Consider the following 18,379-nt stretch of genomic DNA (forward strand, 5'->3'; position numbering starts at 1 on the left):
TGATTTTGACGCTGCAGCAGTTTTGGGCATGGGGAGAGCAGAATTGCATCATCCCAACAATGGTTACGGGTGCCTCGCCTATCGAATTTCAATGAGCTGTCCAGAATACGGCACCTCTCTCCATTCCGTTATAGTCAGTAACTCCTCTTCTAGAACAATTAGGCTTTGCATATCCCGCCAGACATTAAACCTAATGTAACCTTGCCGCTCTAATGATTCGATACCTTCCAAAATTTCAACCGCCTTCCGGCCGGTAAGATATTTGAGCAGCCTCAAGGTTGGGACACGGCTGCGATGAGCCTGATAGGTAATCAATATCTTGAGCAGCTTGACCTCCAGATCATGAAGCATGCGAACCCCTTCCTTTCTCATGTCTCCAGGACAGAATGTTGTTTACATTAAATACACGAGGTTGACCTGTTTCCAGGCATGTTGCCCTAATGCGCGAATCCCGAACACTATGGATCTGTGTATTTTACGCTGGGTGATCTTACCCTTCTGATCCTCGTAAATGATTTCGATGGTTTGTTCCAGGTATTTTTCAAACATTACGCCACCGCCTCTAATAAGAACATTTGTTTGTATTATATGCGAACATTCGTTCTTTATCAATAACAATTTTACCCTGATTATCTTGCAGATAAAATCCACAAATTTGCCGCTGCCTATAGCTCCTTATCCATACTTATACAGCCGCTCAATTGTTTCCTCCCCATCTTCACGCAAAAAGAAATCCGGCACCTAGACGGCACCGGATTTCATCATCATTCATGCAGCTTATCTTAAATTGGAGTCCCTCAGTCCCCTTACTGCACATATCAACACAGCAATTATTTCAGAAGTTCTTCCGGTGTCTCTCCACTGTACACAAATACGGGACTTGCGGTATTAACTACAAATACGGCTACCATCGTCAAAGCAGATGCGATAAATGAAAACAACTGATGCCTAACCTTGCTGATCCATAACATGAGCTTGTCCTCCTTTCCAGTGTACTAAACTGAGCGCCTGGATAAAAAATATGACAGCCAATGTGGGGGACTGAAGTCCAAAATTAAGCATAACGATAAAACAGCTAATCAAGCGAAGTTTATAATAATGTTCCCTCGGTATTCGTGACTGCTTCTCGATTCGGCTGGGAGCAAACATCATAATCAGCAGCAGACTGAGAACGTTCATGACCAGCACCGTGACATGATTGACGTCCACGAAAGATACCAGGGTAAAAAGAACCGTCGTGAAAGCGATGCAACCGGCTCCCGTCTTAAGGTGGAAGCCACCAGAGAATTGCCTCAGCACCGCAAAACCTATCATACTTATAAGGGCCTGCTTCGCATTACCGGTGAAAGCAGAAATGAGCAGCGTGAAGATCACCGTGATCATCACGTTCAATAGAATAGCAGCGGCGTGCTGTAAAACAGAAATAGAAGAATTATGATCAGGTATCTGTCGTTTTATCACTTCCGCTATCCGCTTTGACAATCCTTCTATGATCATAAGAACCCCGCTCCTCTGTATTGATGGCATAATACAAGAAGATTCCAAACGTTATCCCAAAGAAAAGAAGATGCAGCCATAAACGATTGAGGTAAAACAGAATTGCCATCAACATCAAAACAACGATGATTAACGCAATCAACAGGATATGTTCAGATTTAATGCGCAATTTCTCAAGATCGTATTTAAACCCTATCCGAAACTTATACATGACCCAAGAAATTAATAATCCAGTCGCGCCCGACAATAATTGAAGGATATAACCATTGGCAGGATTGGTCTGAAGTGTGTCAATAGAACCGAAGAAAACGGATAAATAAGCACTCTGAATCAAAGCATACAGCATGTACCCGATGATGGTACAAATAGCCGACCAGATAACAGGAATCTTAATAATGGCTGAGAACAAGAAAACAAAAATCAGCACGGTAATGAGAGGAGCCAGAAAGTCCAGTTGAAGTTCATTTCGCATGATGAAACTTTGTAAGTTGGCAAGGATCATGATCACCAGCGCCTGCCATATATACTCTTTGGTTTTAAGTCTAAGCAATGTCATAATCAGTGAATAAATCGCCAGTGTTTCAAAGGTTGAAAACAACATAAACCAAATGGCTTGCATTCAAAGATTTCCTCCCTATGCCATAAGAAATGGGTTTGATGTGTACTACGCCGCTTCCCGATCTACCCTGATTGCATTGGAAAGTCATAACGCCTCGATCAGATGGTATTCCGACAGTCCATTAGCTTATGGAATCAATCGAGTCATCCTAAAAGAATCCATGTTCTTGGAGTCATCAGAAGGCGGCTGCCACTTCTTATATGTCTGGAAACTCTGTTGGAAAATACAAACAACATCAAACGGTGTTACAGCTCTGGATCATGTTTAAGAAGTCTTAAACGCAATCGATTCAAAACGCTAAACACCCTGGGCATCAAAGCACAGCAACGTTAAATTATATCCAGAAAACTAAAACCAAGCCTTAGTTATCAAGTATCCACGACCCTATGAACATGACTAATCCAGAATAACTCTGGTCATTCTATTGCGATCCTGACATCATCATCTAAGTCAATTATATAAGGCCTAATAGGCATAACAACAGGTAATTAAATACAAATGTGGGGGAATCCATGATGGATTAATGAAGTGTGATGAGAAAGAAGGGAGTTAATTAGTTATATCTATATTATATACGAACTTTTGTTCCTGTTCAATTGCTTTGGAGCACTTTAAACCATTTATCTCTGACATCTACCTCCCACGATAAAAAAAGGATGTCCCAACATCTTCCAAGATGTTGGGACATCCTTTCTATGTGAGTAGCACAGGTATCGCTTACGGATGATACCCTACCAGATTGGATATATCAGCTGCCGCCTGTAATACTTCCTGAATCCAATCCTCTTTATGCTGATCGATACGATCGCTTGGACCAACCAGACTGATCGAAGCATTCACCTGACCCTCGCTGTCGTATATAGGTGCTGCTATACCCGTTACTCCGACATTCCTCATATTCGAGCTGATCTCATATCCTTGATCCTCAATGCGGCTGATTCGCTCGCGCAGTTCCTTCACACTCTTCATCGAGTGCTCCGTAAATGCAGCCAGCGGCTCGATCATAATCTGCTCCTTCACTCCATCAGGACTGAATGCCAGTATGACCCGCGAAGCACTCGTGGCATACAAGGGAAACCGTCGGTATGCATCAATAATAAATCGTATGGGCAGCGGAGAATCGATTTTGTCCATATAGATCGCTTCGTTCCCTTCACGCACACATAGACAAACCGATTCTTTGGTTAGCTTGGCAATACGCTCCAGATAAGGCCTTGCAACGCTGACCCAATCATTGTTCCGTTTAACCCGGTTTCCGAGCTCCAGACATGTATACCCAAGCGAATACTGCCGTGTCAGCCTATTCTGCTTAATGAACCCTTCACTCTCTAAGGTCGCCAGCATTTTATGTACGGCCCCCTTGGACCATTGCAGCTCCTTGCTAAGCTCGGTAATCCCCCACTCCTTCTGATCGCGGAGAAATAACTTCAGCAATTTGCAGCTTTTTTGTACGGATGTCAACAACTGATCCATCTTTAGCCTCCTATCAGCCACTTCCGTTTTAATATGAGATCGTTTTTGACGCGCTGATTATATGTCAATCATGTTCGAAACAGTCTATCAAAAAAACTTGGTTTCATGTGAGATATTTCATTGTAAACACGATTGAATATACCATGTTGCTATGTTAAAATCAAAAACAATATTTCACTATTATAAAACATCGTTCTCTAATAGTGAACAAATAATAAGGGGGAATCATTGTGAAAAAAGGTCGCCTTGCTTCTATCATTCTCGCTTTAACACTCTCCACCTCGCTGTTATCCGCATGCGGAAGCGCAAAAACGGCTTCAAACGGCGGTGCCGAGTCAGCGGAAGGTTCCACCATCTCCGGTGAACTGGTTTTTGCCGGCAACGGTGCAACGGTAGAATCCCTGTTCAAAGATGAAATCTTCAAGAAATTCAATGAAAAATACCCGGATGTCAAACTAACCTACGTGGCCGGCGTCGCGACGGACATTGTTGCCAAGGTGAAAGCTCAGCAGGGTTCCTCCCAAATTGATATTGCATTTATTGAGGGCAGCGAACAAGAAGCAGGTCGCGTTGAAGGACTCTGGGAAGCCTTGAATGCGGACGAAATCCCGAATATGTCCAAAATCGATGACCGCTTCAGAGTCTCAGAGAACAGCGGCGTGACCATCAATTACACCCCGATGGGGATCTCTTACAATGCCAAGCTGATTCAGAGTAAGAACCTCCCCGTTCCAGCATCATGGAACGATCTGACTCTCCCCGAAATGAAAAACAATATAACGCTTACTGAAATGTCGAGTAATTTCGGCCGTTCGGCAACGATCATGCTGGCATATGCCAACGGCGGCTCGGAAGCCGATATGACGCAAGGGTTTGAACAATTGAAAACGATTGCTTCTTATATGCCGACATTCGCCAAAACAGCCGCTCAAATCCAGCAGAATCTGCAGGATGAGACAGCTGCATACACCGCCTGGACCATGGCGCGCAGCATCGTGCAGAAGGATGCGGGTGTCGACCTGGAATTTGTCATTCCGGAAGAAGGAGCAAACATCGTGCCAACCGTTGCTTCCATCGTAAAGGGAGCGAAGAATCCTGAAGCGGCTAAGGCATTTATCGATTTTATCCTGACCGATGAGATTCAAACCCTGTTTGCCACAAAGTTGTATTACAACCCGGTCATGGACGTTACGCTTCCGGACGACATCGGCAGTCTGATCAATTTTGACAAGAGCAAAATTGTGAATTTCGATTACGGTGTAATCAGCGAGAACAAGCAAGCCTGGCTGGAAACCTTCAATAAAGACATCGCTCCGCTTGTAGGCAAATAAGTTCGATACGAAGATTCAGAATCGGAGGAAACACAGATGACGAAGGAGTATGACGTTGAACTGCATCAGATCCGCAAGTGCTTCGGCAGCACCGTGGTGGTAGACGATTTTAATCTTCAGGTGGAGCGCGGGGAATGTGTCACTTTTCTCGGTCCATCCGGCTGCGGCAAGACAACAACATTGAATATGCTGGCTGGTTTTCTGGAGCCTGACGGAGGCACCCTGACGATCAAGGGCAAGCCGATGAACGGTGTTCCCTCAAATAAACGTGATCTTGGCATGGTGTTTCAAACATACTCCTTGTTTCCGCATATGACAGTTGCAGAAAACGTGGCGTATGGCTTGAAATTGCGAAAAATCCCCAAATCCGAGATTGCTGCCAGAGTGAACAAAGTGCTGGAGCTGGTCAAGCTTCCCCACCTGGCTGATCGTTATCCCAAACAGCTGTCCGGCGGCCAGCGCCAGCGCATTGCGATTGCCCGCGCCTTGGTAACCGAGCCCTCGGTACTGCTCCTTGACGAGCCGCTGAGCAACCTCGATGCCAAGCTCCGGGAAGAGCTGCGCGAAGAGATGAAACGGCTCCAGCAGGAGCTCAAAGTCACGACCATTTTTGTTACCCACGACCAGGAAGAAGCCATGTACATGTCCGATAGAATCGTTGTCCTGGATCATGGACGGGTAGAGCAGATCGGAACACCGGAAGAAATCTACCAGAGGCCGGCTTCACCCTTCGTGCACGAATTCGTAGGCAAGTCCAACCGCTTTCAGGTCAAGCTTGCCGCTACAGACGAACACCTGTGGCATTTTGCAACTAAGGAAGGGATCCTCCTGCAGGCAGACCGCCATTCGCGGCAGGAGTTAACAGGAGATGCTGCCGTGGCTTATGTCAGACCTGAGCATATTGTCATACAGGAAGTGGTGGGAGACGCTCCACCCCCCAGCATGAATACCGTGTTTGGCATCGTGAGGCTGGTTTCCTTCCTCGGTTCGATTGTTGAAGTTATCGTAGAATGCCATGGTCAATTGATCACCGTTCGAACCGGCATCGCTCCGCACCTTCACCTGGTTGAAAATAAATTCGTCCAGCTAAGCTGGGACTCCCAGCATGTGAGTGCTTTTCCAGCAAAGGAGGCATAGCCTATGAACTCCCTGCTCCGATCCAAGGGCTTCATTGCCACCTTGCTGCTGGTACCCGGACTTATCATTATTCTGGGTGTGTTCATCCTGCCTATGTTCTACATGTTAATGATCAGCTTGCGCGAGGACATGGGACAAGGAGCCTGGACACTGGCATCCTATGCGCATCTCTTTAAAGATACCTATTATGTGCAGATTCTGTGGAGAACCGTGAGGCTTAGTCTGTATACGGTTTGCGTTTGTCTCGTCCTTGGCTTCCCGGTTGCCATGTACATGGCTCAGGCTACGCCGAAAATGCGGGGTCTTATAACATTTCTCATCATCTCCCCTCATCTGATCAGCGTAGTCATCCGCAACTTCGGCTGGGTCGTGATATTGGGCAACAACGGTTTTATCAACAATACGTTAATGTCGCTAGATGTCATCTCCGAACCGCTGCGGCTGCTGTACAATGAGCTTGGTGTTGTGATTGGATTATCCGATTCGCTGATCGTTTATATGGTCCTGGCCATTTCCACGAGCCTGTATGCTGTTGACTCATCCCTGTACAAGGCAGCCGGCATTCTCGGCGCAACACGATTCAAACAATTCTTCAGCATCACGCTGCCTCTGAGCATTCCCGGCATTTTTGCCGGAACAACACTCGTGTTCAGCCTGGCTATGAGCTCTTTCGTCACGCCAGCCCTTATGGGTGGCACCTCAGTAAAAGTACTGCCGGTGCTGGCTTATGAGCAGATGATGGCATCACTCAATTGGTCCCTTGGAGCTGCCATTGCATTCCTGCTTCTCGGTTCAACCATCGGTTTGGTCACGCTATTTACCAAGCTGGTGGAAACGAAGCGTTATAAGGAGGTGTTCTCATCATGATTCGTGAAAAAAAATCTCGCAGACCCTCCGTGCTTGGCATCATCACGTTCTTTGTCGTGCTGATGGTCATCTCCCCATTGCTGATCATCATCCCGACGTCGTTTACGTCGACGGGTGTCCTGCGGTTCCCGCCGCAGGGGTTCTCGCTCCAGTGGTATGAGAAAATATTCGACCGTCCGGAGTTCATCGAGTCGTTCGGGTTCAGCCTGCAGCTTGCTATCATTACCGCCGTTATCGCAACCGTCATCGGTACGCTGGCTGCACTGGCATTGCACAAGTACAAGCCCCGCGGCTCAGGCGTCATCAGTTCCCTGCTGTTATCACCGCTGACGGTTCCGGCACTGATCATCGGCATTGCGGCTTTGCTGTTCTTCACACGCATTGGGCTTGCAGGCACGTTCCTCGGTCTGCTATTGTCCCATATTCTGATTTCTGTGCCTTACGTTGTACGACTGGTTTATACGGGACTCAGCACCTTTGATTATACTTTGGAACGGGCCGCATCCATTCTTGGGGCAAACCCGCTGCGGACCTTCTGGGACGTTACGTTTCCACTGATCCGCCCAGCGGTGCTCTCCGGCTGTGTGTTTGCGTTTCTGACCTCATTCGATAATGTCACCGTGTCACTCTTTATGATCTCGCCGTCCACAACAACATTGCCGATGGCTATCTTCAACTACATGCAGGAATCGTTAACTCCGCTCGTTGCATCGATATCCTCTATCGTGATCTTGCTGAGTTTGGTATTTATTTTCATCTTAGAGCGCGTATACGGCTTGGATCGTTTGTTTGGCTCCAACTCACACGCTCATTAAGGCAGGTAGAACGGATATGAAATGGGTAACCCGACTGGAACTGCTGCTCCCGGAAATGCTCCGGCTGCTAGAGCAAAGCGTCAACATGGATTCGCCTTCCCAGCGTAAAGACTTAACCGACCGAATGATCGACTGGTATGAAGATATATGCCTCTCACATCTGGATGCCAGGGCTATCCGGGTTCCAAACGAAGAATATGCCGACCGCCTGGAGATTCATGTCGGCAGCGGGCAGCGGCGCATCCTGCTCATTGGACATGCGGACACGGTGTGGCCCGCAGGCGAATGCGCGCAAAGGCCGTTTCGTATCGAGGGAGACAGAGCCTACGGTCCGGGGGTTCTGGACATGAAGGCCGGGATCATTCAAGCCATATTTGCCTTAAAGGTGGTGCAGGAGATGGGAAGGCTCCCTGCCGATGTTACCTTTATTCTGTTGATTAACAGCGATGAGGAAATTGGAAGCCCTTCTTCCCGCCTCTGGATCGAGGAGCATGCCCGCTCCAGCCAGGCCGCCTTTGTGCTGGAGCCGCCGATGGAACCGGAAGGCGCCGTCAAAACGGCTCGCAAAGGAAATGGTCGCTACCATCTCCAAATCGAAGGTCGTGCCGCTCATTCCGGGGTTAATCCGGCTGCCGGCGTATCGGCGATCCACGAGATGGCGCGCCACATTCTGAGCCTCCAGGAACTGAGTGATGACAAGCGCGGCATACATGTCAATGTCGGCATCGTAAACGGAGGAATCGGCTCCAATGTCGTTGCCCCCCAGGCGGAAGCCTATATCGATATCCGGGTAGAAACGATGGAGGATTTCAACCGAATGGCACATAAAATGCAAGAGCTTGCTCCAATCCACCCGGAGATCCGCCTGCAGATCGAAGGGCAGATGAATCGGCCGCCCATGGAACGAACGGCGGCGATTATGAATCTGTATCATTTGGCACAACAGGTTGCCGAGGAAGAACTGAATCTGCCTCTGCCGGATACCAGCACGGGCGGAGTCAGCGACGGCAACTTTGTTGCCGCATGCGGCACGCCGACACTGGATGGCATGGGCGCCCGCGGCGACGGGGCCCATGCCCTTCACGAATATGTGTTGATTGCCGATATCCCTAAACGCGCTGCGCTTCTGGCCGGCATACTGGTCCGGGTATAAAATAGCGGTATCTAGTACGATACATAGGAAATCAAAGAAGGGGCATCCATCTCGGATGCCCCTCTCCTTTGCCGTCTCCAGTCCTACAATAGGATTAGAGCCTTGTGAGCAGGTCTGTTTTTGTGTATGTTAGTTTTGACTGGAAATGACAGCCTAAGGAGAAACGCCATGCGAACCAAAATCCTGCAAAACTTAACAGTTCTATTCCTTACATTGAGTTGGTTAACCACCTATGCAAATAGCGACAGTCCACTCGACCAGCAAACGTTGGATCGATTACGGGAATCCTATGATCTTGAGGCTCCTTCGACCCAAGCTACGGCTCCATATATGCCAGACAGGTGGAGTCAAGGTGACTGGGGAGTCAGCCTGGACTCGTCTTCACTGACCGAATTGCTTCATGCAGCCCTGCAGCCTGTGTTCTATTGCCCGGCAGCTGATTTATATGTTGTCCTCGTAACGCAGCCCGAAGCCCGCTTCATCCAGTCTCGGATCGTTACCCGAACATTCCGCTGTTTACTTGTACAGCTTGGTCCATACCCATCCATTCACAGCGAGCAATACAACGATATAGGCCGGAATGCCATAAGCAATGGTACTGCTTGCATAATGCAAACCGATGAATCCGCCTACAACAATGAAGTAGACCAGAACCCACCAGCCTTCCTTCTGCTGAGCCATATTAAACGCTTGGGAGAATGGCGGAGTCCTCAGCATAGCCTTGGCTGATAACGGGATCAACATCAATCCGGTAAGCAGCACAATGAGAATATCCGGCAGGATTCGCATACCGAATATGATGACAAACACCACCGCATTCACAGCGAACAGCGGCAGGAATATTTTGATGGCAAACGCCTTTAAAGCCCCTTTGTACAAGGGGGTCATGCTCGGCATCGGGGCTGACCCGAACAGCCAGAAGGCTTTGGGCTTGCCCGAGTATTTCAGCATCATCACGACCGTAGCAACCATGATGAGCATAACATACAGCACATAATAGGATGATCCTCTGCCGATTTCCGCGAATGAGGAATTACGGATTGTGGAGAAAAAGAATAAATAAGGCAGCAGCACGGCTAACCCTAAAGTAGGGTACACCTTAAGCTTAAATTCTCGCTCGTTCTTAAGCATGCTGGCAGACAACCGGAAACAGGCCTGCTCCGTGCGCGATCGGCATACCCATCTGGCCAAGAACCGGTCAAACTTTCCACGCTCCCGCCCTTTTCCCGCTTCGCTGTGAGCCAGCTTCTCCAGATACAACTCGAATGACGGAATCAAGCGGGCATATATCATCATAAGCAGAATCGGGACAAATACGGCCAATGCCGAGAGAAGAATCAGCCACCCGCCCCCCTCGCCAAACAGCCACTCATAAGGAGCCGCATACCATACTGGCGGAAGCAGGATTTGCCACCAAGCCGGTGTAAACACCAGATTGAAATCAATCAGATCAAAGGAACGAATCACAAACTGATACCCGATGGCCAGCGTGGCGGACAGACCAATCTGCACGTAATTGATCAGATCCTTCAGTTTCTCTCCGTCCCAATATTTCAGCAGCACCAGATAAATCATGGAAGTACTCACAAGGATGAGCATATTCATCAGGATCATCTCAAGGATATAGATTAAAAAGAATCCAACGCCGTGCTTGATCAATCCAACGACCAGGGAGCCGGCCGAAAGAGCCCCGGTTAAAAGAAGCAAATAAATACCTGCATGAATCGATCTGGCCAGACCGACCGTTCGACCGTCGATCGGCTTGGTCATCAGTATGCTTCGGTCGCGCACATCCAGCAGCACCGAGGAGAAGTCCGAAATCATGGAGGTCATAATCAGAAACATTAAGATTGCGGATAAAAGGCTCATCGGCAGTAGATATTCCGGATCGCTCCAGAACACAAACGGCGTCAGGACGAGCCCGATCAAGCCGTACATCCAGAGAGAGCTGACAAACAGGTTCTTGTCCTGCTCCTCCTTCTTCCGATTGACTGAGGACAAGATGACAGGGGCCCGCCTTGAGTCCATGATGAGTTTGACATGTAATATACGGCGCAGGACCTCATAGTCCACACCCGTTCTGGAGATCACGCCTTGAAATCGGTCCAAAATCTTAAGCATTCGAAAGGTTGATTCCGGCCCCGGCATGTCAGCTCTCCTCCCGAACGATCGATACGAACCGCTCAGCAATCTGGGCATGATCATGGAAACCTGTCAGCTGATTAAATACCTCTTCCAAGGAGCCTTCATGTGAATGCTGCTGCAGCTCCTTGAACGTTCCATCCGCTACGACCCGGCTATCGGCGAGCAGAACGATGCGGCTGCTGATTTTCTCAACAACGTCCATGATATGCGAGGAATAAAAGATCGTCTTGCCTTGAGCCGACAATTGGGCGAGAACCTCTTTAACCACCATGACACTGTTCGCATCCAACCCGCTTAATGGCTCATCAAGGAATAACAAATCCGGGTCATGCAGCAGGCTCGAGATCAGCAGTACTTTTTGCCGCATCCCCTTTGAGAATGTAGCAATCCGCGAGTGATAAGCTTTGTCCAGACCAAAGCAATCCATTAAATGTTTGGCCTTATAATCCGCAGTATCATATGTAAGTCCGTACAATTCACCTGTAAAAGTCAAATATTCGGCTGCCGTTAACTGATCGTACAATTCCGCGACCTCCGGCACATACCCGATTCTCCGTTTATAGTCGATATTCCCATCGGAAATATCCTGCCCGAATATGCGAACGGTCCCCGTGTAACCCTCAACCAGTCCCAGCATAATCTTAACCGTTGTGCTCTTTCCCGCTCCATTCGGACCGATGTAACCAATCATCTCGCCGCGGCGCACTTCCAGATCAATGCCGTTCAATACATAACGATTATCATATTTCATGCGCAGATCTTGAATCGATAACACTTCATCTGTAGACATCGTATACGAATTCTCCTATTCTCTCATTGTCTTCACATACCTACCTTATTATGGGAGCTCAGGAAAATCAACCTTTCATTCATATTCGCTCTGCAAAATCCCCATATGCAAAATATGATGCCAAACACCCGGTACAAGCTCTGTCTGGAGCTGCCCTCATGCACAAGCCGATCCATTCATGCAGCTTGACAACTTTATCATGAAAGGGTAACACAAATTCTTATCGTCAAGATTCGATCATGCACTGAGCTTGTCTCACAAAGTCTTATGTCACAGCCAAGCTCGCTACCAGATTTAAATAGATTGTCCCGCCTTGCCCTCTACAGCCCTCTTTGAAAACAACTTGTTCTATTTTTCGAAGTGTGAACAATTTCGTCAACATTCGCGAATAACCGCATATATATGGGGGAGAACGAAAAGAGGTGATCGGACATCATAAAGGGCATCAACCGCATACTAATTTTTACCTTGCTGCTGGTTTTCTTTCTCCCTAACTTGACCCATGCCGCCTCAGGGCAGAAACTGGACAGTAAATACGCTTCGTATGCACAATTTATCGTCATTGATAAATCCACCAACAAGCTGACGTATTACGAGAAGGGAAAGGTCATTAAAACATTCCCCGTCGCCACAGGCAAAAAGCCCTCCTACACGCCGGAAGGCCTGTTCAAAATCCATGAAAAGGTAAAAAACAGACCTTACTACAAGGAAGGCATCAAGGGCGGAGATCCGCGCAATCCGCTGGGGGACCGCTGGCTGGGCATTAACGTGAAGGTCAACGGCAGGATCAGTTACGCCTATGCGATCCACGGGAACAACAATTCGAATTCGATTGGAAAATACGTATCCGCCGGATGTATTCGCATGCATAATAAGGACGTGCGCTGGCTCTACGACAAGGTCAAAATGAACACCCCTGTCCTCATCCAAAAATAATCCAAAAGCTTAGAAGCTGAACACTTGACGGTGTTTGGCTTTTTTAATTTCTATGAGCCATACGCAGCTCCAAACTCTATAATGTTGCGATCTGGATCCAGCACGAAAATTTGCGCAAAACCTGCAACGCTGTCGGGATTGGCAGTATATTCAACACCCATTCGGTCCAGCCATTCCTTGGTTTCGCGGTAGCTCTTCACCCAGATGGAAAAATGCCCGTCCGTCGTATCGATTCCGCGCTCGCGAAGCGTATCGCTGATCGGATGCTCCAGCAGATGGAGCTGCTGATCCCCCACCGCGTACCAGACCCCTTTGGATGTAAACGGCGGACGCCGCAGCTCGCGGAACTTAAGGACTTCCGAGTAAAACACCTTGGCTTTTTCCAAATTCCGAACGGCCAAACTGACATGGTGCAGTCCTACATATTGAATCATGTATCACACCTCACTTGTAAGCGGAATAAATGCTTTATGATGGTCTGCCAGCCTTATCATACTTCATTTGAATCGAGGTATGTATCTCCATCCTAAAGGATACCTTATACATTATATAACATGAATCAACCACTTAAGGGGGGAGTTTCACCATGGATATCCATTCCGAGGAATACAAAATCGCATCACTGAATGGAAATGAAGGCACCTTAAAAGCGATTGAAGATGCCGAGACGAAGATCGCCGAGCTCACAGGCAAAGATATCACACTGATTGCTTACGAGAAAGAACAAGGTCCAGAGGATACACCATAAACAAACCCTGCACAAAAAAGAGCTGCCCTCCATGAGTCCGCATAGACTCTGGAAGAGCAGCTTTTCTTTAGATGAAGCAGGACGCCGTCACTGCTGCCTGATAGGTCACGTTAACCTCCAGCACTCTGCCGGTAAGTCCGTTCTGATCGAACGGCAGCCGCTCGGCTTCCAGTTCCTCAATCTCTTCGATATGCCCATCCACATAATCGGCAAGCCGATCCTGTGTGGAAGAGATTCGTGCCAGCAGCCCCCCGTAGCGGAGGTCCAGTACCTCCCAGCCAAAGGGCTTATACGTGTTCATCCAGAGCGCACGGTGCGAGAGCCGCAGCGCCTCGATGCGCTGCTTTAGCACGAGCAACGGGGAATCCGGTGCTGCTGCAAGCTCAGCCAGCTGATCCTTTTGTCCCGTTTTATACCACTTTTTCAGCGTAACGCCGAGGGTGCTTTTAATAACAAGCACCGATGCCAATCGTTCATAAAATTCATACAGACGACTGAACGGTGCCGGGAATTGCTCCTTGCATTGCCGCCATCTCCGCTCCAGTCCAGCGTAATGCTGGGGCAGCACAGCTTCCGCTTCACCTTCCACATGTTTGTCCAGCAGCCCTAGCAGGGGATCCTGCCACAATAAATATTTGGATGGGTTCGCCATCCAGTGATTGCCCTCCGACACGCCGGGAACCTCATCCATATATTTCAGGGCGTTCAGCGATTCAAACAAATCGATGCCCGTACAGGCCGCAAGCCGCCTTGTAAGAAGCTTATCATCAACCTCATCGCCATATCCATGCTCGGCAAATAGCTGCAGACCGGCAAGAATGACCAAGTGATTGCTTTCGTTGCCGTTATCTCCCCAGACGGTAGCAATCACCTCGCGGATGCCCTTGGTTTTGGCAGCACGCAGGGCAGGCTGGCTGGTCATCCATGTCTTGCCGTTGTTGGGACAGATACTGTTCCACATATGGATGCCGCCGGCAAAAATCGGCTTGGAGCCCAGCCTCATATGCTTCTCATATAACTGTTCATATCCGTTTTCATCACGGCGTCCATAGTCCCAATACACAAATTGAACGCCTTTTGGAATGCGGCTCATATTGTCATCCGAGAAATCCGCATCTACATTGTACAGCGCCCCTTGATAATCATTCGCCAGCAAATTAAAATACATGTCGCTCCAGATCATCGGCTCGAGTCCGAGACGATCGGTGATGGCAAGCACCCGGTTGACATGGTCATTCATGATCTGGAAACGGTCCTGAACCCCGTTCAATTTCAGATAATTTCCAAGACCTACCTGGAATGCCTCATCCATGCCGATATGAATTCGCTTGGAACGGAACATGCCGGATGCGGCTGTGATCATCTGCTCAATGAAAGCATATGTCTTTGGCTCGCCTGCGAGCAGAATATCGGCATGGTCCTTCATATCTGCCGCATACCCCCATTTTAGCGCTTGCTGCAGATGCCCCAGGGTCTGAATACACGGAATCATCTCGATGCCGAACAAATCCGCATAATCGTCGCACTCCTTCAGTTCCGAAGCTGTATACCGGCCGCGCATATATCCGAAGTAGGGCTGCTCTTCTACCTCGTACGTATCCTCGGTATACATCATCAGTCCGTTCAGTCCCATCAGCGCCATATAACGGATAAACTGTTTGATCACCGCCACCTTGAGAACGCCATTGCGGGAAACGTCGAGCATCGTACCGTTAAAGTCAAACTTCGGTTCCGCCGTCAGCTCGAATAAAGCCCCCTCCCTGGCCTGCTCCAGAAACAAACCGAGCGCACGGAAAAAGTGTATGCTCTCCTGGTAACGGATCAGTCCCTGCCCATCCTTCAGCGCCACCTGAATCGGACCTTCCATCTGAACGACCCGAATCTTGATCCCTTCTCCGTCTGTAATGGAGATGTCCAATATGTCTGAAAGCTCGCTGATCCCTTCAAGCAGTTTTCCAGACAGGTGATCAAAATGAATCTTCATGTCATTCCCTCCATGATCCCATTTTTGAGATGCTGTCTATCATTGTGTGAAACAGCAAAGCCCGATCCCTTCATCTTGGAATCGGGCTTTGCCAAGGCGAGAAGCTAATATCCTTCCCAGCCTATATATTAGGTTTCTTACTCGGCCGAAACTTTAACACCAAGTGTCACAATCTCATATGGCTTGACTGGCAGCGTGCAGCTTCCCTTGTCATCCAAGCTTTGAACGGATCCCTCTTCTTCCAATATCGAGCTCTTATAAACGCCTTGGGTTGGCAGGGAAGATTGCAACTTCAGCTCTGCATCCGTGCCTGCCATATTGAACCAGCGCAGCATCAGATCGCCTGACTTCCGGTTCACCTTCAGGGAAGAGAAGGCAAGCTCTTCATGACTCCATCCAAGCGGCGCGGAGGTCGATGCAACGGTACCTGCATGAACTCCGGTCTGAGCAACCGTCCATGGGATCTGGAACTGGTAAGCCTCGGCATAAGCGCCGGAACCGATGCCGTCGCCCTGGTGCGGAATCACTTCCATGCGAACCGTATGAACGCCGATACACTGAGCTTCCGGCGTTGGGAAGTAACCCCAATCCCCGAGCTCACCGACGGAGCGCAGCAGTGTAACCGCGATCGTGTTGCGACCGTCACGCAGCACTTCATATTCGTTCAAGCCCTGGTTCGCCACCGTCAAGCCTGCTGCAGCCGCGGTAACATCCACGAAGGCCTGCTGATGAGCCGTATAACTCGGGTTCTCCCATTCGGCAGCCGGCTCGTTGTCCCGCTTCGCCACTTCGAACATGGAATCCACGTTATGAGACGCTGCCTGCAGATCCGTTGGGAACAACGCACGCACCCGATGATCCTTCGCCTGATTATCCATCGTGGCTTCGATCTCGACACCTTTGCCGCAACGGTTCAGGCTGAGCACGGTACGTATGGACAACGGCACCATCTCGCTTGATCTTTGGGCCTTGCGGTTCGGGTAATACACCAGTTCATGCTGCTCTTCGTCCAGCTTGCCATCGGCCATAGCCGGAATGGACCAGTTATGGACGATTTCGATGGAAGCGCGGTATGGTGAATCCTCCAGGACCGAAATTTTGGCGATTTGACCTTTTGTAGTCAATGCCGTTTCGCCATCCGGCTGTTTATACATATATTCGTTACCGATATCCCCGGTATTCTCATAGACACCCAGATCGCGGTATACCTGTCCATTCTTCTTATCCGTTAAGGTGAAGGAACCGTCCCCTTCGATCTCAACCTTGAGCAGCTCGTTCTCCATTACGTTGGAATGGCTGATCAGGGATTTAATCGGAGTTGGCTTATTATCACTTTTCACCCATGCGTAGGTTGTCAGACCCATTGCTGCAATTTCGCTTGCCTCGAATGTCAGTCTGACCCTGCGGCACATATAAGGCTGGCGGAACCGGTCATCCGGGAGATCGTATCCGAACTGAAGACCAAGATCTTCAACGGTACACGGTACTGATTCACCCTGCGCGTTAACCAGAACGCGGCCGGACAAATCGATTTCCTTCATCCGGCGGCTCGTTTCTTCCAAAGAGTAGCCTTCCCGGAAATAGAGCCGCTTAGCGTCCAGCTCGATGCTGACCGTACCGCTGCGTGTCCATCCGGTCGTATTAAATACGACCAGCGGCAGCGGATCAGAGCCCCACTGCTCGAATCCGGTTGTGTCAACCGCATCCGCGATCACGCGGACGCTGTCATCCACAATATTTTCGGCCACGTGGGCGCTTTTCTCGAAGCGGGTGACCATCTCGCGGTGAACCTCGTCCACGCTGCAGCCGCAGATGCTGTCATGCGGATGATTCTGCATCAGCGTTTTCCAGGCATAAGTGAACAGATGATGCGGATACTCCTTGCCAAGCAGGCTTGCGTACGACGCCAGCGGCTCGGCCACTTTTTCCAGCAGGGTCTGGCCGCGCTGGTTCATCTGCTTCAGGTATACACGAGCCGAGGCGGTATTCACGAGCGTTCCCCAGCCGTCCGTCCGCTGGCTGCGCAGCTCTCCTGTTACGGAGGACAGGTCCTGCGACAGTTTCTCACGAACCGCTTTCAGGTAATCATCAAAATTGGAGTGAATGAACTCCGTATCCGGATACAGCTTCTTCGCCGTACGGATGCCTTCCGGGAGATCCGTCTGAATCGGCTGATGGTCGCAACCGTTCATATAGAGCAGTTCGGGCGTGGAAGCATACTTCTCGGCATCCGCCAGCTTGCGGTCCCAGAACTTCTTCGCCTCTTCTTCGTCAACAGGAACTTCGTTGCCGTTGCTGTACCAGTTGGCAAACAGGATGCCCAGCACCTTGGAGCCGTCCGGACCTTCCCACATCAATTCGGAGAACGAGGACTCATAACCGCTATCGGAAACGGTATTGTTAAAGCCAGTTGGCTTCACGCCCCGGCCGAAGAAGGCGTTATCGATACCGGACTGTTGCATCAGCTGCGGGATTTGGCCCGTAAGTCCAAACGTATCAGGGAAATAACCGATTTTGGCAACCGTGCCATAACGCTCGGCATCCTGGTGCCCAATCTGCATGTTTCTCACATTGGCTTCGCTGCTTGTCAGATACGCATCCTGCAGAATGTACCAAGGCCCGATGATGATGCGTCCGTCCGTGATCAGCTTCTCAAGCTGCTCCTTCTTCTCGGGTCTTACCTGCAAATAATCTTCAATAATAATGGTCTGACCATCAAGGAAAAAGCTGCGATATTCCGAGTCCTTATCCATCGTCTCGAGCAAGCTGTCCATGAGCTCGATCAGCCGTACATGGTGCTTTTCATACGGTAAATACCACTCGCGGTCCCAGTGAGTATGAGAAATAATATGTGCTTTTCTGGATTGATCCATCTCTACGTAGT

17 protein-coding genes and 1 pseudogene are annotated in these 18,379 nt (G+C 49.4%); 7 read left to right on the top strand and 11 right to left on the bottom strand.

Annotation, left to right across the window (positions count from 1 at the left end; all coding sequences use genetic code 11):
- Window positions 1-78 precede the first annotated feature (78 nt).
- The 6 genes and pseudogenes from B9D94_RS19925 to B9D94_RS19950 all read right to left on the bottom strand — a co-directional run bounded on the left by B9D94_RS19925 (window position 79) and on the right by B9D94_RS19950 (window position 3,589).
- A complete protein-coding gene (locus B9D94_RS19925; RefSeq protein WP_006209160.1) occupies window positions 79-351 on the bottom strand; it encodes a hypothetical protein in 273 nt (90 codons plus the stop codon).
- Window positions 341-549, bottom strand: a pseudogene (locus tag B9D94_RS19930) (hypothetical protein). Before B9D94_RS19930 ends, B9D94_RS19925 begins: the two are co-directional and overlap by 11 nt.
- A gap of 281 nt (window positions 550-830) precedes the next feature.
- Window positions 831-971 (bottom strand): cyclic lactone autoinducer peptide, encoded by a 141-nt coding sequence (locus tag B9D94_RS19935; protein ID WP_006209158.1) that lies wholly within the window; start codon window positions 969-971, stop codon window positions 831-833.
- Window positions 949-1,461 carry an accessory gene regulator ArgB-like protein gene (locus B9D94_RS19940; RefSeq protein ID WP_253806007.1) on the bottom strand — a complete coding sequence of 171 codons (513 nt, stop codon included), beginning with the start codon at window positions 1,459-1,461 and terminating at the stop codon, window positions 949-951. Before B9D94_RS19940 ends, B9D94_RS19935 begins: the two co-directional genes overlap by 23 nt.
- Complete coding sequence (locus B9D94_RS19945) at window positions 1,439-2,116, bottom strand: hypothetical protein (RefSeq protein WP_076152098.1); 678 nt, start codon at window positions 2,114-2,116, stop codon at window positions 1,439-1,441. The genes B9D94_RS19940 and B9D94_RS19945 overlap by 23 nt, the downstream gene beginning before the upstream one ends.
- Window positions 2,117-2,833: 717 nt before the next feature.
- Complete coding sequence (locus tag B9D94_RS19950; RefSeq protein ID WP_148247813.1) at window positions 2,834-3,589, bottom strand: IclR family transcriptional regulator; 756 nt, start codon at window positions 3,587-3,589, stop codon at window positions 2,834-2,836.
- A gap of 230 nt (window positions 3,590-3,819) precedes the next feature.
- Between B9D94_RS19950 and B9D94_RS19955 the strand changes: the two genes are divergently transcribed.
- From B9D94_RS19955 to B9D94_RS19975, 5 genes are read left to right on the top strand one after another with little or no spacing between them, the layout of a single operon-like run.
- Complete coding sequence (locus tag B9D94_RS19955; protein ID WP_148247814.1) at window positions 3,820-4,920, top strand: extracellular solute-binding protein; 1,101 nt, start codon at window positions 3,820-3,822, stop codon at window positions 4,918-4,920.
- A gap of 36 nt (window positions 4,921-4,956) precedes the next feature.
- Window positions 4,957-6,057 (top strand): ABC transporter ATP-binding protein, encoded by a 1,101-nt coding sequence (locus tag B9D94_RS19960; RefSeq protein WP_063479014.1) that lies wholly within the window; start codon window positions 4,957-4,959, stop codon window positions 6,055-6,057.
- Window positions 6,058-6,060: 3 nt separating this feature from the next.
- Entirely contained in the window at window positions 6,061-6,924 is an 864-nt protein-coding gene (locus tag B9D94_RS19965; protein ID WP_006209152.1) for an ABC transporter permease, read from the top strand.
- Window positions 6,921-7,739 carry an ABC transporter permease gene (locus tag B9D94_RS19970; protein WP_006209151.1) on the top strand — a complete coding sequence of 273 codons (819 nt, stop codon included), beginning with the start codon at window positions 6,921-6,923 and terminating at the stop codon, window positions 7,737-7,739. Before B9D94_RS19965 ends, B9D94_RS19970 begins: the two co-directional genes overlap by 4 nt.
- Before the next feature lie 16 nt (window positions 7,740-7,755).
- Window positions 7,756-8,892 carry a M20 family metallopeptidase gene (locus B9D94_RS19975; RefSeq protein WP_076152099.1) on the top strand — a complete coding sequence of 379 codons (1,137 nt, stop codon included), beginning with the start codon at window positions 7,756-7,758 and terminating at the stop codon, window positions 8,890-8,892.
- A gap of 516 nt (window positions 8,893-9,408) precedes the next feature.
- Here the strand turns inward: B9D94_RS19975 and B9D94_RS19980 are convergent.
- Both B9D94_RS19980 and B9D94_RS19985 read right to left on the bottom strand, forming a co-directional pair.
- Entirely contained in the window at window positions 9,409-11,040 is a 1,632-nt protein-coding gene (locus B9D94_RS19980) for a hypothetical protein (RefSeq protein ID WP_148247815.1), read from the bottom strand.
- Window position 11,041: 1 nt separating this feature from the next.
- Window positions 11,042-11,827 (bottom strand): ABC transporter ATP-binding protein, encoded by a 786-nt coding sequence (locus tag B9D94_RS19985; RefSeq protein ID WP_006209146.1) that lies wholly within the window; start codon window positions 11,825-11,827, stop codon window positions 11,042-11,044.
- 468 nt (window positions 11,828-12,295) lie between these two features.
- Here B9D94_RS19985 and B9D94_RS19990 point away from each other — a divergent pair, with 468 nt between their 5' ends.
- On the top strand, window positions 12,296-12,763 hold the full coding sequence (locus tag B9D94_RS19990) for a L,D-transpeptidase (RefSeq protein ID WP_228030151.1): 468 nt from the start codon (window positions 12,296-12,298) through the stop codon (window positions 12,761-12,763).
- Between the two features lie 50 nt (window positions 12,764-12,813).
- On the opposite strand, the gene B9D94_RS19995 is transcribed toward B9D94_RS19990, so the two are convergent.
- Window positions 12,814-13,197, bottom strand: a complete 384-nt coding sequence (locus B9D94_RS19995; RefSeq protein WP_006209144.1) for a VOC family protein — start codon at window positions 13,195-13,197, stop codon at window positions 12,814-12,816.
- Between the two features lie 152 nt (window positions 13,198-13,349).
- On the opposite strand from B9D94_RS19995, the gene B9D94_RS31070 reads away from it, so the two are divergent.
- Complete coding sequence (locus tag B9D94_RS31070; RefSeq protein WP_006209143.1) at window positions 13,350-13,511, top strand: hypothetical protein; 162 nt, start codon at window positions 13,350-13,352, stop codon at window positions 13,509-13,511.
- Between the two features lie 67 nt (window positions 13,512-13,578).
- Here the strand turns inward: B9D94_RS31070 and B9D94_RS20000 are convergent, their stop codons facing one another.
- Both B9D94_RS20000 and B9D94_RS20005 read right to left on the bottom strand, forming a co-directional pair.
- A complete protein-coding gene (locus B9D94_RS20000; protein ID WP_006209142.1) occupies window positions 13,579-15,495 on the bottom strand; it encodes a beta-N-acetylhexosaminidase in 1,917 nt (638 codons plus the stop codon).
- A gap of 137 nt (window positions 15,496-15,632) precedes the next feature.
- The gene (locus B9D94_RS20005; RefSeq protein WP_006209141.1) at window positions 15,633-18,368 is read right to left on the bottom strand and encodes an alpha-mannosidase; all 2,736 of its coding nucleotides are present in this window, start codon (window positions 18,366-18,368) and stop codon (window positions 15,633-15,635) included.
- Window positions 18,369-18,379 lie beyond the last annotated feature (11 nt).

The sequence above is a fragment of the Paenibacillus sp. Cedars genome (assembly GCF_003184205.1).
In the GTDB taxonomy this organism is placed as follows: domain Bacteria; phylum Bacillota; class Bacilli; order Paenibacillales; family Paenibacillaceae; genus Paenibacillus_AQ; species Paenibacillus_AQ glucanolyticus.

What these genes read in the sequence shown, in the direction of transcription:
- B9D94_RS19925 (WP_006209160.1), bottom strand. Translation starts at nt 351, where the DNA reads ATGCTTCATGATCTGGAGGTCAAGCTGCTCAAGATATTGATTACCTAT.
- B9D94_RS19950 (WP_148247813.1), bottom strand. Translation starts at nt 3,589, where the DNA reads ATGGATCAGTTGTTGACATCCGTACAAAAAAGCTGCAAATTGCTGAAG.
- B9D94_RS19980 (WP_148247815.1), bottom strand. Translation starts at nt 11,040, where the DNA reads ATGCCGGGGCCGGAATCAACCTTTCGAATGCTTAAGATTTTGGACCGA.
- B9D94_RS20005 (WP_006209141.1), bottom strand. Translation starts at nt 18,368, where the DNA reads ATGGATCAATCCAGAAAAGCACATATTATTTCTCATACTCACTGGGAC.
- B9D94_RS19995 (WP_006209144.1), bottom strand. Translation starts at nt 13,197, where the DNA reads ATGATTCAATATGTAGGACTGCACCATGTCAGTTTGGCCGTTCGGAAT.
- B9D94_RS31070 (WP_006209143.1), top strand. Translation starts at nt 13,350, where the DNA reads ATGGATATCCATTCCGAGGAATACAAAATCGCATCACTGAATGGAAAT.
- B9D94_RS20000 (WP_006209142.1), bottom strand. Translation starts at nt 15,495, where the DNA reads ATGAAGATTCATTTTGATCACCTGTCTGGAAAACTGCTTGAAGGGATC.
- B9D94_RS19945 (WP_076152098.1), bottom strand. Translation starts at nt 2,116, where the DNA reads ATGCAAGCCATTTGGTTTATGTTGTTTTCAACCTTTGAAACACTGGCG.
- B9D94_RS19985 (WP_006209146.1), bottom strand. Translation starts at nt 11,827, where the DNA reads ATGTCTACAGATGAAGTGTTATCGATTCAAGATCTGCGCATGAAATAT.
- B9D94_RS19965 (WP_006209152.1), top strand. Translation starts at nt 6,061, where the DNA reads ATGAACTCCCTGCTCCGATCCAAGGGCTTCATTGCCACCTTGCTGCTG.
- B9D94_RS19975 (WP_076152099.1), top strand. Translation starts at nt 7,756, where the DNA reads ATGAAATGGGTAACCCGACTGGAACTGCTGCTCCCGGAAATGCTCCGG.
- B9D94_RS19970 (WP_006209151.1), top strand. Translation starts at nt 6,921, where the DNA reads ATGATTCGTGAAAAAAAATCTCGCAGACCCTCCGTGCTTGGCATCATC.
- B9D94_RS19960 (WP_063479014.1), top strand. Translation starts at nt 4,957, where the DNA reads ATGACGAAGGAGTATGACGTTGAACTGCATCAGATCCGCAAGTGCTTC.
- B9D94_RS19935 (WP_006209158.1), bottom strand. Translation starts at nt 971, where the DNA reads ATGTTATGGATCAGCAAGGTTAGGCATCAGTTGTTTTCATTTATCGCA.